Origin of the sequence: Rhizobium beringeri, from assembly GCF_004306515.1 — a bacterium.
Classification (GTDB): domain Bacteria; phylum Pseudomonadota; class Alphaproteobacteria; order Rhizobiales; family Rhizobiaceae; genus Rhizobium; species Rhizobium beringeri.
In genome coordinates this window covers 3760500-3783546 of the sequence record NZ_SILG01000001.1, presented here as the reverse complement: position 1 = coordinate 3783546, position 23047 = coordinate 3760500, and the positions used below count along the sequence as shown (strand labels likewise).

Here is a 23047-nt window from a genome sequence, read left to right as displayed (position 1 = left end):
ATGCGCAAGAATCGGGTGGTTTGCTCACCCCCTATTGACTATCTCCTTGTGACAAGGAGAAAGACGATGAATATGATTGCCAACCTGCAGACAGACATCACGCCTGACGGTCCTGATTATGACATTGTCCGTCGGGTAATCGAACTCATCACCGAGGATTACCGCGACCAGCCTTCGCTGGAGGCGATCGCGGCACGGCTCAACCAGTCGCCGACCCAGCTGCAGAAGACCTTCACCCGCTGGGCCGGGCTGTCGCCCAAGGGCTTCCTGCAGGCGGTGACGCTCGATCACGCCAAGCGACTGCTGCGCAAGGAAGACATGCCGTTGCTCGAGACCTCGATTGAGGTCGGCCTCTCCGGGCCGAGCCGCCTGCACGACCTTTTCGTCACGCATGAGGCGATGTCGCCCGGCGAATGGAAGGCCAAGGGCGGTGGTCTCATCATCCGCTACGGCTTCCACATCTGCCCCTTCGGCGTGGCGTTGATCATGGTGACCGACCGCGGCCTTGCCGGCCTTGCCTTCAGCGATTCCGGCGACGAGAGGGCCTGCCTCGAGGATATGACCTGCCGCTGGCCGAATGCTGAATATGTCGAAGACCTGCAGGCGACAGTTCCCTATGCCGCCCGCATCTTCCAGCCCGGCAAATGGTCCTCCGACCAGCCGCTGCGTGTCGTGTTGATCGGCACGGACTTCCAGGTGCGCGTCTGGCAGAGCCTGTTGAAAATCCCGTTCGGCAAGGCCGTTACCTATTCCGATATCGCCAACGATATCGGCCGGCCGACGGCGCAGCGTGCCGTGGGTGCGGCGGTCGGGGCAAACCCGATCTCCTTCGTGGTGCCCTGCCATCGGGCGCTCGGCAAGAATGGCGCGCTGACGGGCTACCATTGGGGCCTCACCCGCAAACGGGCGATGCTCGGCTGGGAATCGGCGCACGCCTGAATGGGTTTCCTGGGCGGAGCGGCGGGTCGTTCGCCGCTTATCGCTCTGCCACTTCTCCCTGCTGCGGAGAAATGGCAGATGGTGATGTCTCGGCCAGTTCCAGCAACGCCCGGGCAGCACTTTCATCGGTGATCAGCGTGTTGCAGCCGATGCGCTTGATCGTCGCACGGATCGCCACGGCCCGATGGGCGCCGCCGGAGGAGAGCACGATGTGCTTGGCCTCCTTCAGCGTGTCGAGATCGACGGACATGACGCGCCGATTGATCGAGTGGTCAACCGAATTGCCGTCCCTGTCGAGGAAGTTGAACATGGTGTCGCAGACGCAGCCGGCATCGATCAGCTCCTGCAACTCTCCCTTCGATATCCAGCCTTCCGACAGCGAGGTCGAATGCGGGCCGATATCGCCGCAGCTGACGATCGCCAGATCGAGGTTCTCGGCGAGACGATAAATCGTGTCCAGCCCGCATTTCTCGATCAGATTGCGCTTGGTCTCGATGGAATCGACGAGAAGCGGCGCCAGGAACATGTAGCATTCGGCGCCGAGCTGGTTTGCCAGCCGCCAAGTGTAATCGATCGGGTTGGTCTGGTGCACGGCGACGATGCCGCCCAGCAGCGAGACGACCTTGCAATTGGCGCGGCGTGGCGGCCGGAAGCTCGACAGCGAGGCGGTCATGGTGCGGCCCCAGCCGACGCCGATGGTATAGTCGTCGGGGATGGCTTCGGAGAGGAACTGGCCAAGCGCCAGGCCGACATTTTTAGCCAGCGAATTGACGTCACCATTGACCGGCGCAGGGACGACGATCGCCTCGTCGAGGCCATAGGCACGCTCCAGCTTCACCGAAAGTTCGACGCAGTCGCCGATCGAATCGTTGATCCAGATCTGGACTTCGCTGCGCTTCATGGCCTCGTCGAGCAGACGGATGACGGTGGTGCGGCTGATGCCGAGCTGTTCGGCGACGTCCTTCTGGGTCAGGCCCTCGTTGTAATAAAGCCATGCCGCCCTTAGCCGCAGCGAGGATGCCTCCGAATAGGCCGTGTGCGTGCCGCGTTTGAGCTTGACCACATCTCCTCCGCACGATTTCCTGCCCTAGATCCCTCATGGGATGAAAGGCCTTAGCGACGCTTTTGTTGCCGGGGATAATGACGGGTGTGACACTTATGTCAATTGAAATGCACAAATGTCCTTGACTTTTCGTAAGGCGAATGGCGATAGTCCGGGTGACACACGTCGTTCTTGTCCGTCCGAGGAGGACATAGTGCGGGCATGCCGAAAGTCACGACCGGCCTTCCAGCCGCAAGCGGCATCGCTTGCGTTTGAGCAGCCGTTCGTTCGCGGCCGGAACACGGCCACTGTCCTTCACGTTTATGAATCATCCGTGACGGATACGCGCATTTTCGCCTGCAGCATGCAAACAACCTGTCGGTAGATCACCTTTGCCCGGCGGAACTCGCGCCGGTCGCAGCCCAAGTTCAACAAGGATTATTGACCATGACATCCAAGCTTGACCAACTCCGCGAGATTACCACCGTGGTCGCCGATACCGGCGACATCGAAGCCGTCGCACGCCTGAAGCCTGTGGATTGCACGACGAATCCGAGCATCGTGCTCAAGGCTCTCGGCACGCCGATGTTCGCCGACGCCATCAAGGAAGCCGTCGCCTGGGGCAAGAAACAGGGCGGCAATCCCGAAGCCGTTTCATCAGCCGTCGCCGATCGCCTCGCCATCTCCGTCGGCGCAGCCCTGGTGAAGCTCGTCCCGGGCCGCGTCTCGACCGAAGTCGACGCTGATCTTTCCTTCGATACCGAGGCTTCGCTTGCCAAGGCGCGCGCAATCATCGCCGCCTACAAGGATCGCGGCATCGGCCAGGACCGCATCCTCATCAAGCTCGCTTCCACCTGGGAAGGCATCCGTGCTGCGGAAGTGCTGCAGAAGGAAGGCATCGACTGCAACCTGACACTTCTTTTCAGCAAGGCCCAGGCGATCGCTTGCGCCGACGCCAAAGTGTTCTTGATCTCGCCCTTCGTCGGCCGCATCCTCGACTGGTACAAGAAGTCGACCGGCAAGGACTACACTGCTGAGGAAGATCCGGGCGTCATCTCCGTCCGTGAAATCTACAACTACTACAAGACGAACGACATCAAGACGATCGTCATGGGCGCCTCCTTCCGCAGCGCCGGCGAAATCGAAGCCCTTGCCGGCTGCGACCGCCTGACCATCAGCCCGAACCTGCTCGACGAACTGGCCAAGGATGAAGGCAAGCTGGAGCGCAAGCTCTCGCCGGAGAGCCGCAAGCCGGATCCGAAGGTCTCGGTCGACGAGAAGACCTTCCGCTGGATGATGAACGAAGATGCGATGGCGACGGAAAAACTCGCCGAAGGCATCCGCGCCTTCGCCAAGGATCTGGGAACGTTGCGCACCATGGTGCAGAAGGAACTGCAGCTCGCCGCCGCCTGATAAGGCGTGGCATGAAATCGAAGGCGCGGCTGCCGGTTGGCAGTCGCGCCTTTTTCGTGTTGTTATCAAGGGCATATGCTATCGGAGACCGATATGGCGGATGAGGAACGAGCAAATTCGCTGGCGGCATTTGCCTACAAGCATGCGAGCTTCATCATTGCCGCCCTTGCCGGACTGGTGGTCTTCCTGCTTCTGACGTCGCGCGAAGTCAGCGCCGGCAACATCCTGTTCGGCTGGAATGTCAGCGCCGGCGTTTTTGTGGCTCTCAGCTGGCGCAAGATGCTGCGGGCGACGGTCGAAAGCATCCGGAAACGTTCCGCGGATCTCGACTTCTCCGACACCGTCCTGCTGGCTCTTTCGATCGGTGCGGCACTTGCCAGCATTGCCGGGATCGGCCTGGAGCTTCATTCGATCAAGGAGGCGGCACCTGATGTTGCGCTGGCACGGGCAGGTGCCGCGGTTCTGACGATCCTGATCTCCTGGATCTTCCTGCATACGCTCTTCACCATCCACTATGCCCATTATTTCTACGGCGGGGCGGCCGAGGAGGGCGGGCTCAAGTTTCCTGACGGGATCGAAGAGCCCGGCTACTGGGATTTCCTCTATTTCTCCTTCACCATCGGCGTTGCCGCGCAGACGGCGGATGTCGCGGTCAGTTCGACCAGCATGCGCAAGCTGACGCTGCTGCATGCGGTGCTGTCGTTCCTGTTCAACACGACGATCCTGGCGCTTGCGATCAATGTCGGGGCGAGCCTGCTATAATGCATCTTGCCAGAGCGGCTGCGAGGCTCTGAGGAGCTGAACGCATGAGCGGGCCGAACCACCCGCTCTTCAAAACCGGAGGGTATGATGGAAAACGCGTCAAGCCGGCCCCGACTGGCCGATCTCATTCTTCTCCTCGGCAGGCTTCTGCTGTCGCTGATCTTCCTGCACGAAGGTTGGTCACTCGCGGCAGATGTCACCGCGACCATCGACACTTTCGCGAAACTGGGGCTGTCGGCACCGGTCGCGCTTGCCACCATTGCCCTTCAGATCGGCGCCGGCCTTTCCGTTGCGACCGGGCTCCTCAGCCGGCTTGGCGCACTGGCGCTGGCGCTCTTCTGTCTGGCGACCGCCTTGCTCTTTCACACGAATTTTGAGAGCCAGAACGAGCTGCTGCATTTCGAGAAGGACCTGGCGATTGCCGGCGGTATGTTCGTCCTGGCGGTTTCGGGTGCGGGATCGATATCGATCGACAAGCTGCTGAGAAAGCAAACAAACAGAATGCATCCTTGGCTCAGGGCGGTGTTGTCGTGAATGCGCTCCGAAATCCGAAGGCCCGATGAATTTCACGAGCCCTCGGTGGCGCAATAAAACCGAATAAAACCGAACAAACAGAAGCGTCGATGCGGGCTACACTTTTGGCGACAGGTCAGGAGTGTGCCAGTGATGTCTTCCGCGCAAAACAATCAGCAAAAGCCAATTCTCGTCTTTCTCCCAAAAGACGCTGCCTGCGACATCGTCTCGAAATTGAATGAGAACGGATATGTCGCGGCGGCTGTGTCCTCGGTGCCGGAACTCTTCGACGCCTTGCGTTCGGACCGATATTTTCTGGCCGTAACGATGCGATCGGATATAGACATGGTCCGAAACATCAAGCCGATACCGGTCATCAATCTGGAGGTGTTCTTCCATACTGTCCAGTCGGCCACGAAGTCCATCCGCTCCTCGAAGGAGTTCGACAGCGACGCATTTCTAAGAAGGATCGCGGCTCTTACGGAGTCAAGGACAGGCAGGGTTAGTGCAGTCCGAAGAGATCCGGCCGCAAACGAGACAGTGATTGCAAGCACGGCGAAGGCATCACGGTGGCGGGCCGCCACATCTCTTCTGTTAAGTCGCCGCGCCGCGCCCAGCGCAGAACGGACCGATTAGACGTGGGCGCATTCTCATCCCCGACGGACCGGTCTTCATCCGGTTCAGATCCCGATGACCGTGCCCCGTCTCTCCGGCTGTCCACGCTGCGCCACGTTCCCGACGGATCCTATGGGCATCTTTCTACCGGGTTTCGTCGGCTTGAAAGCGTCATTCCGAAACCAGAACTTCTTACTTGGTGCGGGTGTCTTCTCATGTTTCAGTTGCTCGGGGCAGCGTCAGCGAGCGGATATATCATCACGGCATTGTTCGTGCTGGTGGCGATCGGTCGTCTCGCCAGAAACGTTCTCCACAAGCTCACCGCACGGCTCCCGAAGCGCTCAGCGTTGAAGCATTACACGACGGCGATCGTCTCTCTGGTGTTCTTTTGCCTGCTGGTCGTTCGGATGTGTTTCATCGCCACCGTCATCATCGATAGCGCAATCCGAGGTGACCATGTGGAAGTCAGCGGTGACCCCGAAAGGCAGTTTTGACGGCGGACTCCGTGTCGGAAATCCCGCAACATATCTCAACATTATCGAATATAGCATTGCACGATACTTGATATCCTAAAGGCGGAGCCGTGTCGGCGCGGCGACAGATCGTGTGGTGTCTGATGACCGGGAGATTAACCACTGCGGTTGACAGTGGCCGAGGCCGCCTGACCTAGACACGGTGAAACGTGGTAATTTCGCGCCGAGAGACATCTCCCGGCAAGAGAACGAATGACGATGGCATAAGAAATGGCAGTTCCCAATCAGGCTCATATCCTCATCGTCGAAGACGATCCCGCAATCGCAGATATGCTGGTGGACCTTGTTCGAACCAGCGGCTTCGAGGCCTCGTCGGTGGAGAGCGGCGCAGCTATGGATCGAATGATGGCGCGACAGCAATTCGATCTCGTCGTCCTCGATGCGATGTTGCCGGGCGAGGACGGCTTCAGCATCTGCAGGCGGCTTCGTGCGTCGTGCTCGGTGCCAATCCTGATCCTGACGGCGCTCCAGGAGGATATCGACCGCATTCTCGGCCTGGAGCTCGGAGCCGATGACTATGTCACGAAACCATTCAACTCCCGCGAGCTGATGGCCCGGATCAAGAGTATTCTCCGCAGAGCGTCATATGCTCATCATCAGGAGGAAGCACTCGGACCGATGATGTTCTCGGGATGGCGCATCGATCCAAAAAGCCGTCAACTCCACGACGCCGACGGAGCGCAGGTTTCCATGACAACCGCGGAGTTTGATATCCTCCTGGCCTTCTGCTGCAATCCCAACAAGGTTTTGACGCGCGAACAGCTTTTGTCGATGACACATGCCGGATCAGCGGGGCCGGTCGAGCGCAGCATCGACGCCCACATCAGCCGGGTCAGGCAAAAGATCGAACCAAATCTGAAAGATCCGACGTTCATAAAGACGGTGCGGCTGGGCGGTTATCTCTTCGCATCCAAGGTAGAGCGTCTCTCTTGAGAAATTTCCGGCGAGCTTCGATCCAAAGCCAGATCCTCATATTGGCGACCTTCCTTGTCGTGCTCGTTTCCGTCGTCGCGACCGCCATGGAGCCCTATATCTATGGCCGTCATGATCGCGGGTTTCAAAACGGCCTGTTTGCTGCCAGAGCGGCGATGGTCGCGGAGCAATTTGCCCAGTCAAGTTCAGCGCAAGACGAAGTTGCCGTTCTCAAGAGAGCAGCAGCGCTCGGCGTTGAGGTCGAAAAATTGTCGCTAGACCGGCCGCTTGCCGGCAAACAGCAGATGGTATCTCCAGGCGAGCTGGTGGCGCGTATCAACACAATGCTCGCCGACAATATTTTCGCGGCATTTCATCGCTTCGTCATCGGTCAATCACACCCTGATGTGCTGACTGTCGGAATTGATGACATGCGCGCCCTTGTCTTTCAACTGCCGGTTTTTCCCAGCTATGTGTGGTTTGTTCCAGCCGCGGCGAGCGGATTTTTGAAAATCGTCATCCCATTGGTGCTGCTCGCATATTTCAGCAGCTGGCTGATCACCGAACCTCTGAGGCACTTTGCCGCCGCTGCAAAGCGAGCGAGCATGGAGGGCAGCTGGGAAAAGCCTTTCGAGCCGGACGGCGCATCCGAGATTAGAAGTCTGGCGGAATCGCTGAACGTCATGAGCGATCGAATCCAGAGCATGGCAGAGGATCGAACAAGAATGCTGAGTGGCGTGGGTCATGATCTCAGGACACCTCTGACGAGATTGCGGATGCGTGCCGAGCGTTCCGGCGAGCCCGAGCTTCGCAGCCTGATGCTGGCCGATATCGCCACCTTGAGTTTCATGATCGACGAGTGCCTGGCCTATTTCAAGGACGCATCAACTGCGGAGGCTGATCGAAAGGTCGATATCTCAAGCCTGCTGCAGACGATTGCGACAGACTTCTCCGACATGGGCATCGATGTGAGCTTCACCGGCCCGCGGCGGCTGGCGTTTATCTGCAAACCTCAGGCCCTTACTCGGGCAATTACCAATCTGGTCGACAATGCATCTCGTTATGCAAAGCAAGTCGAAATCGATCTGCAAGAGAGCGACGATGGCGGGATCAAAATATCGGTGGGCGACAACGGCCCTGGTTTGACCGATGAGGCCAAGGCGAAAGTTCTGGAGCCGTTCTTCAAAGTGGACAAATCCCGCCAGATCGGTGCCAAAGGCGGCTCCGGGCTTGGACTCGGCCTTCCGATCGCCAAAGGAATTGTCACCAAAGCGCACAATGGACAATTGACGTTGTTGGACAGGAAGCCAACCGGCTTGGTCGTCGTGATCGATCTTCCCGCCCCTCAGGGGATCCAGCCCGGAGGCTCGCCGTCGATCCCTTCATAACATTGACTTACTGCCCGTCGTGGTCGTGGCGTCGTCACACATCGCGCTGCCTTCGCAGCAAAAGACGGCTCGCGAACATTTCCGCATATGATAGCAAACACAGCAACATTCGAATTCCATAAAACCGGTGCCAGCAGATCCCATGCCATTCGGCATTTCCAAAGCTGGAGCCAAGTCATTGATAAAAAATCTGAAAATCGGCGTTGCAGTGATGCTCGCCTGTTCGAGCGTTGCCGCATGCACGACCCCTGACCCCACGGTTTATTCCGGACTTGCTTCGGCATCACAGCTCCAGCCGAACACTGAGGATAAAACCGGCCGCGTGCCGTATCGCTATCAGACGAAAGTCAACTGGAGCCAGTACAACCGGATCATCGTCGATCCCGTTACCGTCTATAACGGTCCTGACAGTCAGTTTGGCAAGCTTCCGGAAAAGGACAGGATCTTCCTGGCCAATTACATGCAGACTCAATTCACCGAAAAATTGAAGACGCGCTTTGCGGTCGTCAGTGCAGTCGCTCCGGCAACTCTCAGATTGCATCTGACGTTGACGGGCGCCAAGGCGACGACTGCGGTACTCGGAACGGTCACGCGCATCGACGTCGCAGGCGGATTGTACAACACCGTCCAGGCCGCTCGCGGCAGAGAAGGTTCGATGACCGGTTCGGTGAATTATGCCGTGGAGATCTATGATGCAGCGAGCAATCGTCTCCTGTCTTCCTATGTCACCAAGCAATATCCCAATGCGATGAATATCGGCGCAAGCTTCACGGCGATGGACGCCTCCATGGTGGGCGTCCGCAAAGGTGCCGATGCCCTGCTTGCCGAGTTGAAATAGGCGATAGGAGCAAAAGACCTAGCCATGTTCCATGTACGGCCGAACTGGCCGAGACGTTCGACAACAGAGAGGAAGGGCCGCATGCAGAAGTGATGCGGCCTCGATGTCTTCAAGCGGCTCCGCGACCGCTCATAGGATTGCCTGGCCGGCCATCAGCGCAAGGACAAGGAAGATCAGGAAGATCACCAGCGCGATGCCGAAAAGAACGCGGGCGATCGTCGCGGTAGCTGCGGAGACGCCCGAGAAACCGAAGAAGCCGGCGATGATCGAAATCACGAAAAATATCAGAGCCCATTTCAGCATGACATCATCCTTTGCGTTTGCCTGGGAAAGACGCAGCAACCGGGAAAATGTTCCAGATCGTTGGAATGGAATGGCGATCTCTCCGGAGAAATGCGGGTCTTTTCAAAGCCTGTAGGATCTGTTTCAAGGGACTATCGATTTGCCCCGTCGATGAAAGCTCTGTCATCATGCCAGCTTTTCCGGACCAGCATACGATTTCCGCTTATTTCGAAGTCATCATGATCAATCTCCTGCTGTCGGGAGACAATGTCATCGTCATCGGCATGGCCGCTGCCGGTCTCGTCAGCGAGCTGCGCGGCAAGGCGATCGCTGTCGGTATCGCCGCGGCCGCCGTCATCCGCATCGTCTTCGCCGTCATCGCCGCCAGGCTTCTTGCCATCACCGGCATCACGCTTGTCGGCGGCCTGATGCTGCTGTGGATCTGCTGGACGATGGGCCGCGAGTTGCTCTCGGCGGACGAGGAGCAGGCGCATGCCGGCGACGTCTCCCACATCAAGCCGAAGCTCTTCCGGCATGCAATCGGCCAGATCATCTTCGCCGACGTTTCGATGTCGCTGGACAATGTGCTCGCCGTCGCCGGCGCCGCGAAAGAGAACATCAACGCGCTGATCTTCGGCCTCATCCTTTCGGCGCTGCTGATGGGCGTCGCGTCGAATTTCGTCGGCAAGCTGCTCAATCGCTTCAGGTGGATCGGCTGGATCGGCCTTGCGATCATCGTCTATGTCGCGCTCGACATGATCTGGAGCGGCGGCGGACAATTGCTGGCGCTTTACGGCCACACGGCCTGAGATATTCCGGCAGGCGCCACCGCCGAGAACCGCCTAGAGCCTTTCCGGGTTAGATTGCAGCATTCTGTTGGCTGAAACGGAGTCGGATGGTCGACCGGCCGGCGCGCGTCGTAGCCATGCTCTACGGCCAAGCCGGCCGGTCGATCAGCCGGCCCGTTTCAGCCAACCCGAAGGGCCGGGCATCTTTGCGCCAGGATCAAAGGCGATCGGCTCGGACGTACCTTGGGGTATGCCCGTCGCCAATCGCCTTTGCCCTGACGAAAACCTGCTCCGGCAGAATGCTTCAATCTAACCCGGAAAGGCTCTAGATGCAGCGGCAACAGGCCGGTCTCCTCCTGGCTGCCGAAAGCGAGTTCGCGGTCGATGATGCGGATGTCGCCGTCGAGCAGTCGGTCGGCCCGAGGCGCGCTTCATATCCATGGGATATCTTTCGCCGGTCAGCCGTGATTGATCATCACGTGGCGTACGGCGGTGTAGTCCTCCAGTGCGTAGACCGACATGTCCTTGCCGTAGCCCGACTGTTTGAGGCCGCCATGCGGCATCTCGTTGACCAGCATGAAATGTGTGTTGATCCAGGTGCAGCCATATTGCAGGCGGGCAGCGGTCTTCATGCCGCGGCCGATATCCTTGGTCCAGACGGAGGAGGCAAGGCCGTAATCGCTATCGTTTGCCCAGGAAACGGCATCATCGGCATCGGAGAAGCGGGTGACCGAGACGACCGGGCCGAAGACCTCGCGGCGGACGATCTCGTCGTCCTGCAGGGCGCCTGCAATGACCGTCGGCGTGAAGAAGAAGCCCTTGTCGCCGGAGACCTTGCCGCCGGCGGTGATCTCCATGTGCTTGTGCTCGGAAGCACGGGCGACGAAGCTCTCGACGCGGTCGCGCTGGCGCCTGGAGATCAGCGGGCCGATCTCGTTTTCGGTATCGTCGGCCTGGTTGAAGCGGATGCTCGATACGGCTGAGGAGAGGTCGGCGACGAAATTGTCGTAGACCTTGGCATCGGCATAGATGCGACAGGCGGCCGTGCAATCCTGGCCAGCATTGTAATAGCCGAAGGTGCGGATGCCTGCGACGACGGCATCGATATCGGCATCGTCGAAGACGATGACCGGGGCCTTGCCGCCGAGTTCCAGATGGGTCCGCTTGACCGTCTTGGCAGCGGCCTGCAGCACCTTCTTGCCGGTTGCGACATCGCCGGTGATCGAGACCATGCCGATCTTGGCATGATTGATCAGGGCGTTGCCGACACTTTCGCCACGGCCGAGGATGACGTTGACGACGCCTTCGGGAAGGATTTCGGAGAGCAGCTTGGCCATTTTCAGCGCCGTCAGCGGCGTCTGCTCCGAAGGCTTGAAGACGACGGTATTGCCGCCGGCAATGGCCGGTGCCAGCTTCCAGGCCATCATCATCAGCGGATAGTTCCACGGCGCGATCGAGCCGACGATGCCGATCGGATCGCGGCGGATCATCGAGGTGTGGCCGGGCAGATATTCACCGGCCGCCGGTGCGTGCAGGTTGCGCACGGCGCCGGCGAAGAAGCGATAACAATCGACGATCGCCGGGATTTCGTCGTTCAGCACGGCATTGATCGGCTTGCCGCAGTTCAGCGCCTCCAGCGTGGCGAAGCCGACGGCATCCTTCTCGATCGCGTCGGCGATCTTCAGCAGGTAGCCGGAACGCTCGCCAGGCGTCGTCTGCGACCAGCTTGTGAAGGCTTTTTCGGCGGCATCGACGGCAGCATCGACCTGGGAGAGCGAGGCTTCCGGAAGGTCGATCACTGTCTCGCCCGTCTTCGGGTTCAGGATGTGCTCTTCCGTCTCCGTGCCTCTTTCGAAGCGGGAACCGATCAGCATTTGGATATCCATGATGTTCTCCCTTTTATTTGCCAGCGCCGGCGATCTGGTCGCCATCGCGGGTGAGGTAATAGGCTGCCAGGATCGGCAGGAAGGTGACGAGCACGACGACCATGGCGACCACATTGGTGACAGGGCGCTGGCGCGGGCGGATGAGTTCTTCGAGCATCCAGATCGGCAAGGTCGATTGCTGGCCGCCGGTGAAGGTGGTGACGATGACCTCGTCGAAAGACAGGGCGAAGGCAAGCATGCCGCCGGCAAGAAGGGCGGTGCCGATATTCGGCAGGATGACATGACGGAAGGTCTGGAAGCCGTCGGCGCCGAGATCCATCGAGGCCTCGATCAGCGAGCCGGAGGTGCGGCGGAAGCGGGCGACCGCATTGTTGTAGACGACAACCACGCAGAAGGTGGCGTGGCCGAGCACGATGGTCCAGACCGAAAACGGGATGTCGAACAGACTGAAGGCGGAGCGTAGGGCAATGCCGGTGATGATGCCGGGAAGGGCGATCGGCAGGATGACCAGCAGCGAGATCGCCTCGCGGCCGAAGAATTTCGTCTGGCTGACGGCTGCGGCGCAGAGCGTGCCGAGCACCAGCGCAATCGCCGTGGCGATGACGGCGACCTGCACGGAAAGGCCAAGCGCCGACCAGACATCAGGCCGGTTCCAGGCGACGGCAAACCACTGCAGCGTCAGCCCGGGCGGCGGCCATTGATAGCTCTTCTCCTCCGTCGTGAAGGCATAGACGAAGATCAACAGGATCGGCAGATGCAGGAAGAGCAGCCCGCCGGCGGCGGCGATCTTCAGGGCAAGCGGCGATGTCTTCTGGTCAGAGCGCATCGAAGGCCCCCTGTTTCTTGGCGAGCCAGAGATAGAGCGCCATGATGACGATCGGCACGACGGAGAAGGCGGCCGCCAGCGGCACATTGCCGGCCGTTCCCTGCTGGGTATAGACCGCCTGGCCGATGAAGAGCCTCGACGAGCCGATGATTTGCGGGATGATGTAATCGCCCAATGTCAGCGAGAAGGTGAAGATCGAGCCGGCGACGATGCCGGGCAAGGCCAGCGGCAGGAGCACGGTGCGGAAGGTCTGGCGCGGCGTGGCGCCGAGATCCGACGAGGCCTCGATCAGGTTGCCGGGCACCCGCTCGAGGGCCGCCTGTGTCGGCAGGATCATATAGGGCAGCCAGATATAGACGAAGACGATGAAGGTGCCGAGGTAGCTGACCGACAGCGAATTGCCGCCGATGACGGGCAGGTTCAGAATGCCGTCGAGCAGCCAGGACAGATAGAGCTTCTCGAAGATCCAGGTGAGAATGCCTTCCTTGGCGAGGATCAGCTTCCAGGCGTAGATCTTGACGAGATAACTCGACCAGAGCGGCAGCATGATGCCGAGATAGAAAAGCGCCTTCCATTTGCCTTGCGCATAACGCGCTGTGTAGTAGGCGATCGGGAAGGCGATCAAGGCGGAAGCGATGGTCACCAGCGCTGCCATGACGAAAGTGCGGATGATGATGTCGAAATTCGTCGGGTTCAGAAGCTGCGCATAGGTCGAAAGGGTGAATTCGTAATTCACCAGTCCGGAGAAATCGTCGATCGAGAAAAAGCTCTGCAGAAGCAGGGCGATCAGCGAGCCGATATAGATGATGCCGAGCCAGAGCAGCGGCGGCGTCAGCATCAGGAAGAGCAGCAGCTTCGGGTGCCGCCAGAAAGCATCCGACAGCCGGCCGAAGAACCCGCCGCGTCTGGGCAGGATCGATGTCGCGCCGCTTGATATGGTGAGCACCGTCATGCCGCGTCATCCATGTAGTGGATATCGGCGGGCTGCCAGGCGAGGTGGATGCCAGCGCCGATAATCGGTACATCAACTCCCGCCGGCAGCATCACATGCAGCCGCGCACCCTTGAGGCCAACGGTGAGGCGCGTGGCTGCTCCGAGGAAGCTTGCATTGTCGACCTGGGCCTCGACGCCGTCGCTCGCAAGCCGGATCGCCTCTGGGCGGAGGCTTGCCCAGCGCTTTTCGCCGCCGAGCGAGGCCATCAGATCAGGTGCGATGACGTTCGACGAGCCGACGAAATCGGCGACGAAGCGGTTCTTCGGGCGGCGGTAGATATCCTGCGGCGTCCCCTCCTGGACGATGTTGCCGTCGTTGAAGACGGCGACGCGGTCGGCCATGGACAGGGCCTCGCCCTGATCGTGGGTGACGAAGACGAAGGTGATGCCGAGCGCGCGCTGCAGGCTCTTCAATTCTTCCTGCATCTGCTCGCGCAGCTTCAGGTCGAGCGCGCCGAGCGGCTCGTCGAGCAGCAGCACCTTCGGCTTGTTGACGAGCGCGCGGGCGAGCGCCACGCGCTGCCGCTGGCCACCGGACAGCTGACCGGGGCGGCGGGCGCCGTAGCCCGGCAGCTTGACGAGTTCGAGGGCATCGCCTGCCGCCTTCATCCGCTCCGCCTTGCCGATGCCTTTGACCATCAGCCCATAGGCAACATTGTCGAGGATATTGAGATGCGGAAAGAGTGCGTAGTCCTGAAACACGGTGTTGACGTTACGGCGATAGGGCGGAATGCCGTCGGCCGTTTCGCCGAAGATCTGGATATGGCCCGCGGTTGGTTGCTCGAAGCCGGCGATCAATCTCAGGCACGTCGTCTTGCCGGAGCCGGATGGCCCGAGCATGGCAAAGAATTCGCCGGGCGCGATCTCGAGATCGACGCCGTCGACGGCGCGAACCTGGCCAAAATGGCGCGATACCTGCTGGAAACGGACGGCTGACGTCATGGGGGCTCCGGTTCTTGGGATGCACTGAACGGGTGAGATTCTTGCAGACGCAAAAACTCCTCCCCAACCCCTCCCCAGAAAGGGGGAGGGACTTAACCTGCGGCACCCTCCGGATACAACCTTACTGCTGCATACAGCAGGGACGAGGCGGCGCCGCTGAAGCCCCTCCCCCTTGTGGGGAGGGGTTGGGAAGGGGTCCTACGCTACAACAGTCCCCTCAGTGAGAACGCAAGTTATCGTCCGCCGATCACGCCGATATAATCCGACACCCAGCGATGATAGGGCACGCACTCGCCCTGCGTCGTGCATTTGGCGACCGGGGTTTTCCAGAACTTGATCTTGTCGAAGTGATCGAAGCCGTTGGTGGCGCAGCCGCTGTCACCCATCAGTTCATTGCCCTTACAGGCCGCGGGAACGGAGGGCACGGCGCCGAACCAGGCGGCGGCGTCGCCCTGGACCTTGGCCTTCAGCGAATGTTCCATCCACATATAGGCGCAGTTCGGATGTTCGCTGTCGGCATGCAGCATGGTGGTGTCTGCCCAGCCGGTGACGCCTTCATCCGGGAAGGTGGAGGCGATCTTCTGCTTGTCGGCTTGCAGCAGGTTCACCTGGAAGGGCCAGGAGCCAGAGGCGACGACACCTTCGTTCTTGAAATCGTCGATCTGGATCATCGCATCGTGCCAGTAGCGGGAGACGAGCTTGCGCTGGCCGCGCAAGAGGTCGAGGGCGGCCTTGTACTGGTCCTCGTTCAGCTCGTAGGGATCCTTGATGCCGAGATCCGGCTTGTGGGCCATCAGGTACATGGCGGCATCGGCGATGTAGATCGCGCCGTCATAGGCCTGGACGCGGCCCTTGTTGGACTTGCCGTCGGGCAGTGTCTGCTCCTCGAAGACGACGTTCCAGCTGGTCGGCGCCTTGTCCTTGAAGGCATCGGTATTGTACATCAGCACATTCGGCCCCCAGAGATAGGGGACGCCGTAATGCACGCCGCCGACCGTATACCACGGACCGTTCTGCAGACGCTCGTCGACGGTCTTGAAGCTCGGGATCAGATCGGTGTTGATCGGCTGGACACGCTTGCCGGCGATGAGACGGAGCGAGGCGTCGCCCGATGCCGTGACGAGATCGAAGCCCCCTTCGTTCATCAGCGATACCATTTCATCCGAAGTGGCGGCGGTCTTGACGGAAACCTTGCAGCCGGTCTCCTTTTCGAAATCCGTGACCCAGTCGTAGTTCTTGTCGGTTTCGCCGCGTTCGATATAGCCGGCCCAGGCGACAATGCTGACCGCACCTTCGCCCTTGCCGAGCGCCTTCAGCGGTTCGGCGGCGATCACCTGCGTCGCGAAGCTCAGGCAGGCGAGCGCTGCCGTGCAGGATTTCAACAGATTCGTCATCATCCGTCTCCCGGTTTGCCACTTCTGTGGCGGTTTGTTCCCGGATGAAAAGGTGACGCGAAAAAGCCGCTTTCGCAAATTCATTTATCAGAAAGACGGTATCGGAAATTCCGATATCAGCGGATGCGGCCGGATCTTAAGGTTTCGGCGATACCGACGAAGTCGCGCGCCGCCTGCGGCAGGCTGGAGCCCTTGCGCCAGACCATGCCGACCTGCACGACCGGCAGCGAACCGGAGACGTCGCGGCTCTCGATGCGGTCGCCTTCCAGCGACCATGGTCGGTAGACGAGATCGGGAAGCAGGGCCACGCCGGCTCCTGTTGCAACCAGGCTGCGCACCGCCTCCACCGAGCGGGTGCGGAAGGCGACATGCGGGCGGGCGCCGAGGGCTGAGAGCAGCTTGCCGGTGTTCTCCTCGATTTCGTCGACCGTCAGCATGATCAGCGGTTCGCGGGCGATGTCGGCGACCGAGATGATGTCGGCCGAAACCAGCGGATGGCCCATCGGCAGCCATAGTCGATAGGGCGAGGTTTCCAGGATCTCCGCCTGCAGCGCCATCCGGTCGCGCAGGTTGGAAATCACCATGACGGCGACATCAAGCTCGCCGCCGACCAGGAGATGTTCGAGGTAACCACCATTGTCCTCGATGGCACTGACCTCGATGCCCGGACAGGCGCGCCGATATCGCGCCAGCAGGTCGGAGAGGACGTAGCCGGCGACAAGCGAGGTGACGCCGATGTTCAGCGTGCCGGAGAGGGCGCTTTGCTGGCCGGAAAAGCTGGTCCGTGCATCGGAGACGGAGGCCAGGATCTTCGTCGCGTGACGCAGGAACTGGTGGCCGTTATGGGTGATCGTCAGGCCGCGCGGATGGCGCTCGAAGAGTTCGACGCCGAGGTCGGTTTCGAGCTCCTTTAGTGCTTCCGTCACCGAGGATTGCGAGATCGAAAGGTTCTGTGCCGCTCGCGTCACCGAACCCTGTTCGGCGACGGCGACGAAATATTGAACCTGGCGAAGCGTGAAGGCCATGGGCGTTTAGAGCATGGCGGAATAGGCCGTGGCAAGCGGCCCAAAAAAGTGGACCTTTTTTGGTGTTTTCTCAAAATGGCGCAGGCTTCACACGCCCACTTAAACTTTCGGAAACGTCATTTCTTTAGCGTTCTCAACACTTGTCCTGCGTTGGAGTTTCAGATGGCGGAGCAGTTGGCGTGAAGGCCTTACTGCGCATCTTCCGGCCTTCCCGGAAATTGGCAATCATCATCGGTGGAGTCGCTCTTCTGGCGGGCGTTTCCGGCGGCGCGGCGGTCTATGTCGGCAAGGACAGGCTGATCGGTGCAGCTGGTGGTGGCTACGGGCTCGAATGCAGCGATGTCAACCTGGTGACGATCAAGAAGCAGGATCACGTCTGGGTGCGCAAATACATCAAGACCGAACCGACCGACGGGATGACGCGCGTCAAGACCGCGCTTCGTGTCGCTCAGGCTGTTTATGCCGCGCAGAAGCCGGATCTGGTCCAGGTGGTGGTGCTCGATGAGAACGGACCGACGTTGCGCGCCGACATTCGCGGCCGGGCGATCGGCGCCGATGTCGTCTATATCCCGCATCCCGACAAGACCGTTCCCGGCCTCGACGACAAGTCCTACACAGCGCGCTACTACGACGGCAAGGCCAGCGAAAACGGGCTGTTCTTCGGCGAGCGAATAGAGATGCCGTTCGACGAGATCGCCATGATCAGCGCCGCTTTCAAGGATCCCGAGGATTGCGTCGACCCGGTCGCGGTTGCTTCCACAAAGGGTGAGGGCAAGGCAGCCGGCGGGCACGGCGTAGCGCCGGAGGCTAAGGAGCGGTCTGCTGTGGAGCAAGCCGCCAAGGATGCGGCCACTCCAGCAAAAGCCGCTCCCGAAGAGGAGCCGCCAGCCAAGAGCGGGCACTAAACCCAAAAAGCATCAGGCGGCAGGCCTGATATTTTCCCTTATCAGCGAGGCGTCGCGCGCCGGCGGCCGGCCGAAGAAACGCGCATATTCCCTGGTGAATTGCGAAGCGCTTTCGTAGCCCACGGAATAGGCGACCGAGGAGGCGTTTCCGGATTGGGAAATCAGAAGCTGGCGGGCCTGCAACAGGCGGATACTCTTCTGGAACTGGATCGGGCTCATCGCCGTCACAGCCTTGAAATGGCGATGAAAGGCCGAGACGCTCATGGCGGTGAGGGCGGCGAGTTTTTCGACCTCAACTGCTTCGGCATAGTGCTCGCGAACCCAGCGGATGGCGAGCCGTATCCGCGACAGGGCACTGTCAGGTGCTGCGATATCCCGCAGCATCCAGCCCTGCGGCCCCTGCAGCACGCGATAGAGGATTTCGCGTTCGTAGGCCGGGGCAAGGGCAGGAATATCCTGCGAGCGCTCCATGAGTTGGAGCATCCTCAGCCAGGCATCCAGAAGTTGTGGCGTCATTCGACAGACGGAATAGCCGCCGCTTTGTCCCTCCTGATAGGATTGCGGCGGAAGATCCAGGAGAAGCGCTGCGATCCTTGCTGGATCGAGCGATAGGCTGACGCCGATATAGGGCCGGTCGGGACCTGCCTGCTGCACTGTGCCCGTCGCCGGCACATCGATCGATATCACGAAGTAGCTCGCCGGATCGTAATAATAGTCCTGTCCGGCGATCGTCAGCGTCTTGCTGCCATCAAGAATCAGGTTGACCATTGGCTCATAAACGGCGCCGAGCTTGTGTTCGGGGATCTCCCCCTTGACCATCAGTATGCCGGGTATGCCGGTTTCCGTCGGGCGGTTTTCAGCGTGGGCCGTCAAGCGGCGCATCTCTTCGAGCATTGTTTGCATGGCGAAATTCTGAACCAGCAAATGATAGGACGCAAGGTAGAAGCAGGAATAGGCAAGAACGAGGCAGTTTCCGGCGGAGTGCAGGCGGGCTGTTTCCCATAGCTTTCGGCCATCGAAGCAAAGGAGACAGAGATGAAAATCGCAATCATTACCGGCGGCAGCCGTGGCATTGGTCAATCGGCAGCGCAGGAATGCGCAAGGCGCGGCATGGGTGTCATCCTCACCTACAACAGCCACAAGCCAGGTGCGGATGAAGCCATCGCCGAGATCAAGGCGGAAGGTGGTCAAGCCGTTGCGCTTGCCCTCGATGTCGGTGATGCCGACAGCTTTCCGGATTTCGCGGGGCAGGTGAAACGGCTGCTTTCCACTTATTGGGGCCGGAATACGTTTGACTGCCTCGTCAACAATGCCGGTTTCGGCATGTTCAATCTCATGGAGACGGTGACGACGGACCAGTTCGACGCTCTGATGAATGTCCACCTGAAAGGGCCGTTCTTCCTGACGCAGACCTTGCTGCCGCTGATGGTCGATGGCGGCGTGATCCTCAATGTAACGAGCGCTTCCGTTCGCGTCGCAACAGCAGGTGTTGCGCCCTATGCAGCCCTCAAGTCCGGACTTGAGACGTTGACCCGCTATCAGGCGAAGGAGTTCGGCGATCGCGGGATCCGCGCCAATGCTATCTCGCCCGGTCCTATCCGCACCAATCTTGCCGACGCCGCGCTGGACAAGAACCCGGAGTTCGCCGCGTTGCTCGCCTCACAGACGGCTCTCGGCCGTATCGGCGAAGCCGAGGATGTCGGCCGCGTCATCGCCATGCTCGCGTCCGACGACGGCGCATGGATCAATGCGCAGACAATCGAGGTCGCCGGCGGCTACATGATCTAAGCGTGACGACGAACTCGGTCATAACACAAGCCAACGAAATAACGTCATTCCGTGATCGACCAAACCACTGTGTCTTGGTCCATCGGCTCGGTTTTTCACCAGTCTGCCTAAAACAAAACGGAGCGTCCTTTCGGGTGCCCCGTTTTTTCATTTAAAGAATGTGGTTCTCAGTCGGCTTTGTTGCGGCGCGCCGGGAAGAGGATGACGTCGCGGATCGACGGCGCATTGGTCAGAAGCATGATGAGACGGTCGACGCCGATGCCGAGGCCACCTGCCGGCGGCATGCCTTGGTCGATCGCGTCAAGGAACTCCTCGTCCAGCTGCTTTTCCTTTTCGCCGCGGGCATGCGCCAGTTCGAGCTGCTCGACCATGCGGCGGCGCTGCTCTTCGGGATCGTTCAGCTCCGAGAAGGCGTTGCCGAGTTCCCAGGCGTTGCAATAGGTCTCGAAGCGCTCGACGAGGCGCGGTTCACCCGGCACTTCCTTGGCGAAGGGCGAAATGTCCTTCGGGAAATGCGTGACATGCGACGGCTGGATCAGGGTGGATTCGACCTTTTCCTCGAAGATGAAGGCAAGGCATTCGCCCCAGGTCCAATCCTTCTCGACCGCAAAGCCGGCAACCTTGGCGGCAGCGCGCGCCTCTTCATCGGTCTTGATGGCGAGGAAGTCGATGCCGGTCGCTTCCTTGACGGCATCGGGCATCGGAACGCGCTTGAACGGACCCTTGAAGGACATGGTCTTGTCGCCGAAGGGGAATTCCGTCGCGCCGTGAATGTTGAGCGCCAAGCTCTCGAACAGCCGCTCGACGAGGTCCATGATGTCCTCGTAATCGGCATAGGCCCAGTAACACTCCATCATGGTGAATTCGGGATTGTGCCGGGTGGAAACGCCTTCGTTGCGGAAGTTCCGGTTGATCTCGAAGACCTTGTCGGTCAGCCCCGAGACCAGCGTGCGCTTGAGGAACAGTTCCGGCGCGATGCGCAGGTACATGTCGAGTTTCAGCGTGTTGTGATGCGTCTTGAACGGCTCGGCGGTGGCGCCGCCATAGACCGAATGAAGCATTGGCGTCTCGACTTCCATGAAGCCGTCATTTTCCATGAAGCGGCGGATGCCGGAGAGGATCTTCGAGCGCTGCTGGAAGCGGAGCTTCGAATCCTCGTTGGTCATGATGTCGAGATGGCGCTTGCGATAACGCAGCTCGATGTCGGAGAGACCGTGCCACTTCTCCGGCATCGGCAGCAGCGACTTCGTCAGCATGGTGATCGTCTGCGCGTTGATCGTCAGCTCGCCACGCTTGGTGCGGCGGACGATACCGGTGACGCCGATGATGTCGCCGATGTCGATCATCGGCAGAAGCGCACGGGCTTCTTCCGGGGTCGTGTCCTTGTGACTGAAAATCTGGATCTTGCCGCCGGCATCGTGGATGTCCATGAACATGCCGGAGTTGCGCGACGAGTAGACACGACCGGCGACTGTGACGACATCCTGCGTCTCGACGTCAGGTTCCAGGTTCTCATATTTCGCGATGAGCTCGGCATTGGTCATCGTGCGGTGGAAATGCGCCGGATAGACCTCGCCGATCTGCTCGCGCAGCAGCTTCAGCTTCTGGGCGCGCACTTCCGTCGCGTCGGAGGAAAGGGTGTTTTCGGTCTTGTTGTCAGCCATTGTCGAAATCCTCTGACTGTTCTTACTTCGAGCCGACGAGGGCGGCGACCGCCTGCGAGGCGAGCTTCAGGCGCTGACGCACGACGGACCGGCCGAGGATCGCCATGGAATCGAAGAGCGGCAGCGAGCGCGACGAGCCGGACACGGCGACGAAGAGCGGCGAGACCACGACCTTCAGCTTCTTGCCCATGCGGTCGGCGATCGCGCGCAGCTCCGCCTCGATCGTCTCGACGTTCCATTCCAGGATCTTTTCGAGATCCGGCTGAACGGTGTTGAGGATCTCGAGGATCTCCTCCGGCGGTGACTTGATCTTGGCGAAGTCGGAAGGCTGCAGGCCGAGATCGGACTTCAGCAGGAACCCGGCGAGATCGGGCAGCTCGCCGAGCTTGGAAATGCGCGTCTGCGACAGGCGCAGGCCTTCCTGCAGGCGGTCGTTTTCCATCGCCCAGGTCAGCACACGCGCTTGGAACTCCTCTTCGGACAACTTCTCGCGGATCCAGCGGCCGTTCAGCCAATCGAGCTTCTGAATGTCAAAGATCGCACCTGCCTTGGAGAGATTGTCAGGATCAAACTTCTCGGAGAGCTCGTCCATCGTCAGGAGTTCTTCGCCCTCGGCGATCTGGACGAAGAACAGACCGAGGAAGTTCATCAACGCTTCGGGAATGTAGCCAAGCGCGGAATAATAGGAGATCGAGGTCGGATTCTTGCGCTTCGACAGCTTCGACTTGTCGGCATTGCGCATCAGCGACAGGTGCATGAAGACCGGCTGGTCCCAGTCGAAATAGCGATAGAGAAGGATGTGCTTCGGCACGGACGCCAGCCATTCTTCGCCGCGTGCGACGTGAGTGATCTTCATCAGATGGTCGTCGATGACGTTGGCCATATGATAGGTCGGCATGCCGTCGGCCTTGATGAGGACCTGCATGTCGACCGAATCCCACGGAATGGAGACATTGCCGTAGACGCCGTCCGTGAAGTCGCAGGAGCCTTCGGCCGGGATCTTCATGCGGATGACGGTCGTCTCGCCGGCGGCCATGCGCGAGGTGACTTCCTCGGCCGTGAGGTTGAGGCAGAGACCATCGTACTTCGGCGGCTTGCCGGCGGCGCGCTGGGTTTCGCGCATCTGCTCCAGCCGCGCGGGCGTGCAGAAACAGCGGAAGGCATGGCTCTTGTCCAGCAGTTCCTGCCCGTAAGGCTGGTACATTTCCTTGCGGTCGGACTGGCGATAGGGGCCGTAGGGGCCGCCGATATCAGGGCCTTCCTTCCATTCCAGCCCGCACCATTTCAGTGCGTCCAACACCTTCGTTTCGAATTCCGGGGTCGAGCGCGTCGCATCGGTATCCTCGATGCGCAGGATGAACTCGCCGCCATGCTTCTTGGCGAAAAGGTAATTGAAGAGAGCGATGTAAGCCGTGCCGACATGCGGCTCGCCGGTCGGCGAGGGAGCGATGCGGACGCGGACGCCGGCGGCTGTCCCGGAAACTGTCATTGTGTGTGCCCGTCAATGAATGCCGGACGGCTTTCATGGGAAAGCGACGTTCGGCCGAAGGATGCAGATATCTTCATCGGCAAACCGGCCGGAAAAGGGCATGCGCCCGC

The 23047-nt window shown here is 60.2% G+C and carries 23 protein-coding genes; 12 read left to right on the top strand and 11 right to left on the bottom strand.

Going from position 1 to position 23047, the window contains the following annotated elements; all coding sequences use genetic code 11:
* Positions 1-66: 66 nt before the first annotated feature.
* Entirely contained in the window at positions 67-939 is an 873-nt protein-coding gene (locus ELH03_RS18920; protein ID WP_128411532.1) for a methylated-DNA--[protein]-cysteine S-methyltransferase, read from the top strand.
* 37 nt (positions 940-976) lie between these two features.
* Here the strand turns inward: ELH03_RS18920 and ELH03_RS18915 are convergent, their stop codons facing one another.
* On the bottom strand, positions 977-2002 hold the full coding sequence (locus ELH03_RS18915) for a sugar-binding transcriptional regulator (protein ID WP_128404167.1): 1026 nt from the start codon (positions 2000-2002) through the stop codon (positions 977-979).
* 426 nt (positions 2003-2428) lie between these two features.
* Between ELH03_RS18915 and tal the strand changes: the two genes are divergently transcribed.
* The 8 genes from tal (at position 2429) to ELH03_RS18875 (ending at position 8955) form a co-directional block, all read left to right on the top strand.
* On the top strand, positions 2429-3394 hold the full coding sequence (gene tal, locus ELH03_RS18910; protein WP_128404166.1) for a transaldolase: 966 nt from the start codon (positions 2429-2431) through the stop codon (positions 3392-3394).
* A gap of 93 nt (positions 3395-3487) precedes the next feature.
* Entirely contained in the window at positions 3488-4156 is a 669-nt protein-coding gene (locus ELH03_RS18905; RefSeq protein ID WP_128411533.1) for a DUF1345 domain-containing protein, read from the top strand.
* A gap of 84 nt (positions 4157-4240) precedes the next feature.
* Positions 4241-4690, top strand: a complete 450-nt coding sequence (locus ELH03_RS18900) for a DoxX family protein (RefSeq protein ID WP_033179599.1) — start codon at positions 4241-4243, stop codon at positions 4688-4690.
* Positions 4691-4813: 123 nt separating this feature from the next.
* Positions 4814-5305: a hypothetical protein gene (locus ELH03_RS18895; protein WP_130766581.1), complete on the top strand. Its 492-nt coding sequence runs from the start codon at positions 4814-4816 to the stop codon at positions 5303-5305.
* 194 nt (positions 5306-5499) lie between these two features.
* Entirely contained in the window at positions 5500-5778 is a 279-nt protein-coding gene (locus ELH03_RS18890; RefSeq protein ID WP_018243640.1) for a hypothetical protein, read from the top strand.
* 249 nt (positions 5779-6027) lie between these two features.
* Positions 6028-6750: a response regulator gene (locus ELH03_RS18885; RefSeq protein WP_130766580.1), complete on the top strand. Its 723-nt coding sequence runs from the start codon at positions 6028-6030 to the stop codon at positions 6748-6750.
* On the top strand, positions 6747-8117 hold the full coding sequence (locus ELH03_RS18880) for a HAMP domain-containing sensor histidine kinase (RefSeq protein ID WP_130766579.1): 1371 nt from the start codon (positions 6747-6749) through the stop codon (positions 8115-8117). The genes ELH03_RS18885 and ELH03_RS18880 overlap by 4 nt, the downstream gene beginning before the upstream one ends.
* Before the next feature lie 178 nt (positions 8118-8295).
* Positions 8296-8955: a DUF3313 domain-containing protein gene (locus ELH03_RS18875; RefSeq protein ID WP_197726586.1), complete on the top strand. Its 660-nt coding sequence runs from the start codon at positions 8296-8298 to the stop codon at positions 8953-8955.
* Positions 8956-9084: 129 nt separating this feature from the next.
* Here the strand turns inward: ELH03_RS18875 and ELH03_RS18870 are convergent, their stop codons facing one another.
* The gene (locus ELH03_RS18870; RefSeq protein ID WP_003552965.1) at positions 9085-9258 is read right to left on the bottom strand and encodes a DUF1328 domain-containing protein; all 174 of its coding nucleotides are present in this window, start codon (positions 9256-9258) and stop codon (positions 9085-9087) included.
* 167 nt (positions 9259-9425) lie between these two features.
* On the opposite strand from ELH03_RS18870, the gene ELH03_RS18865 reads away from it, so the two are divergent.
* Entirely contained in the window at positions 9426-10046 is a 621-nt protein-coding gene (locus tag ELH03_RS18865) for a YjbE family putative metal transport protein (RefSeq protein ID WP_130766578.1), read from the top strand.
* 437 nt (positions 10047-10483) lie between these two features.
* Here ELH03_RS18865 and ELH03_RS18845 read toward each other — a convergent pair whose 3' ends face one another.
* The 6 genes from ELH03_RS18845 to ELH03_RS18820 all read right to left on the bottom strand — a co-directional run bounded on the left by ELH03_RS18845 (position 10484) and on the right by ELH03_RS18820 (position 17091).
* Positions 10484-11911: a gamma-aminobutyraldehyde dehydrogenase gene (locus tag ELH03_RS18845; RefSeq protein WP_128401492.1), complete on the bottom strand. Its 1428-nt coding sequence runs from the start codon at positions 11909-11911 to the stop codon at positions 10484-10486.
* Between the two features lie 13 nt (positions 11912-11924).
* Positions 11925-12737 (bottom strand): ABC transporter permease, encoded by an 813-nt coding sequence (locus tag ELH03_RS18840; protein ID WP_128401491.1) that lies wholly within the window; start codon positions 12735-12737, stop codon positions 11925-11927.
* Entirely contained in the window at positions 12727-13689 is a 963-nt protein-coding gene (locus ELH03_RS18835) for an ABC transporter permease (protein ID WP_128401490.1), read from the bottom strand. Before ELH03_RS18835 ends, ELH03_RS18840 begins: the two co-directional genes overlap by 11 nt.
* Entirely contained in the window at positions 13686-14672 is a 987-nt protein-coding gene (locus tag ELH03_RS18830; protein WP_128401489.1) for an ABC transporter ATP-binding protein, read from the bottom strand. Before ELH03_RS18830 ends, ELH03_RS18835 begins: the two co-directional genes overlap by 4 nt.
* 233 nt (positions 14673-14905) lie before the next feature.
* Positions 14906-16066: an ABC transporter substrate-binding protein gene (locus tag ELH03_RS18825; protein ID WP_027682820.1), complete on the bottom strand. Its 1161-nt coding sequence runs from the start codon at positions 16064-16066 to the stop codon at positions 14906-14908.
* Positions 16067-16182: 116 nt separating this feature from the next.
* A complete protein-coding gene (locus ELH03_RS18820; protein ID WP_018446011.1) occupies positions 16183-17091 on the bottom strand; it encodes a LysR family transcriptional regulator in 909 nt (302 codons plus the stop codon).
* 179 nt (positions 17092-17270) lie between these two features.
* On the opposite strand from ELH03_RS18820, the gene ELH03_RS18810 reads away from it, so the two are divergent.
* Complete coding sequence (locus ELH03_RS18810) at positions 17271-17996, top strand: hypothetical protein (RefSeq protein WP_128401486.1); 726 nt, start codon at positions 17271-17273, stop codon at positions 17994-17996.
* Positions 17997-18008: 12 nt separating this feature from the next.
* On the opposite strand, the gene ELH03_RS18805 is transcribed toward ELH03_RS18810, so the two are convergent.
* On the bottom strand, positions 18009-18899 hold the full coding sequence (locus tag ELH03_RS18805) for an AraC family transcriptional regulator (RefSeq protein ID WP_128401485.1): 891 nt from the start codon (positions 18897-18899) through the stop codon (positions 18009-18011).
* Positions 18900-19031: 132 nt separating this feature from the next.
* Between ELH03_RS18805 and ELH03_RS18800 the strand changes: the two genes are divergently transcribed.
* A complete protein-coding gene (locus ELH03_RS18800; RefSeq protein WP_128401484.1) occupies positions 19032-19784 on the top strand; it encodes an SDR family NAD(P)-dependent oxidoreductase in 753 nt (250 codons plus the stop codon).
* A gap of 167 nt (positions 19785-19951) precedes the next feature.
* Here ELH03_RS18800 and lysS read toward each other — a convergent pair whose 3' ends face one another.
* Together lysS and gltX are read right to left on the bottom strand one after the other, a co-directional pair.
* A complete protein-coding gene (gene lysS, locus ELH03_RS18795; RefSeq protein WP_128401483.1) occupies positions 19952-21448 on the bottom strand; it encodes a lysine--tRNA ligase in 1497 nt (498 codons plus the stop codon).
* A 22-nt stretch (positions 21449-21470) separates the two neighbouring features.
* Complete coding sequence (gene gltX / locus ELH03_RS18790; protein ID WP_128401482.1) at positions 21471-22937, bottom strand: glutamate--tRNA ligase; 1467 nt, start codon at positions 22935-22937, stop codon at positions 21471-21473.
* Between the last annotated feature and the right edge of the window lie 110 nt (positions 22938-23047).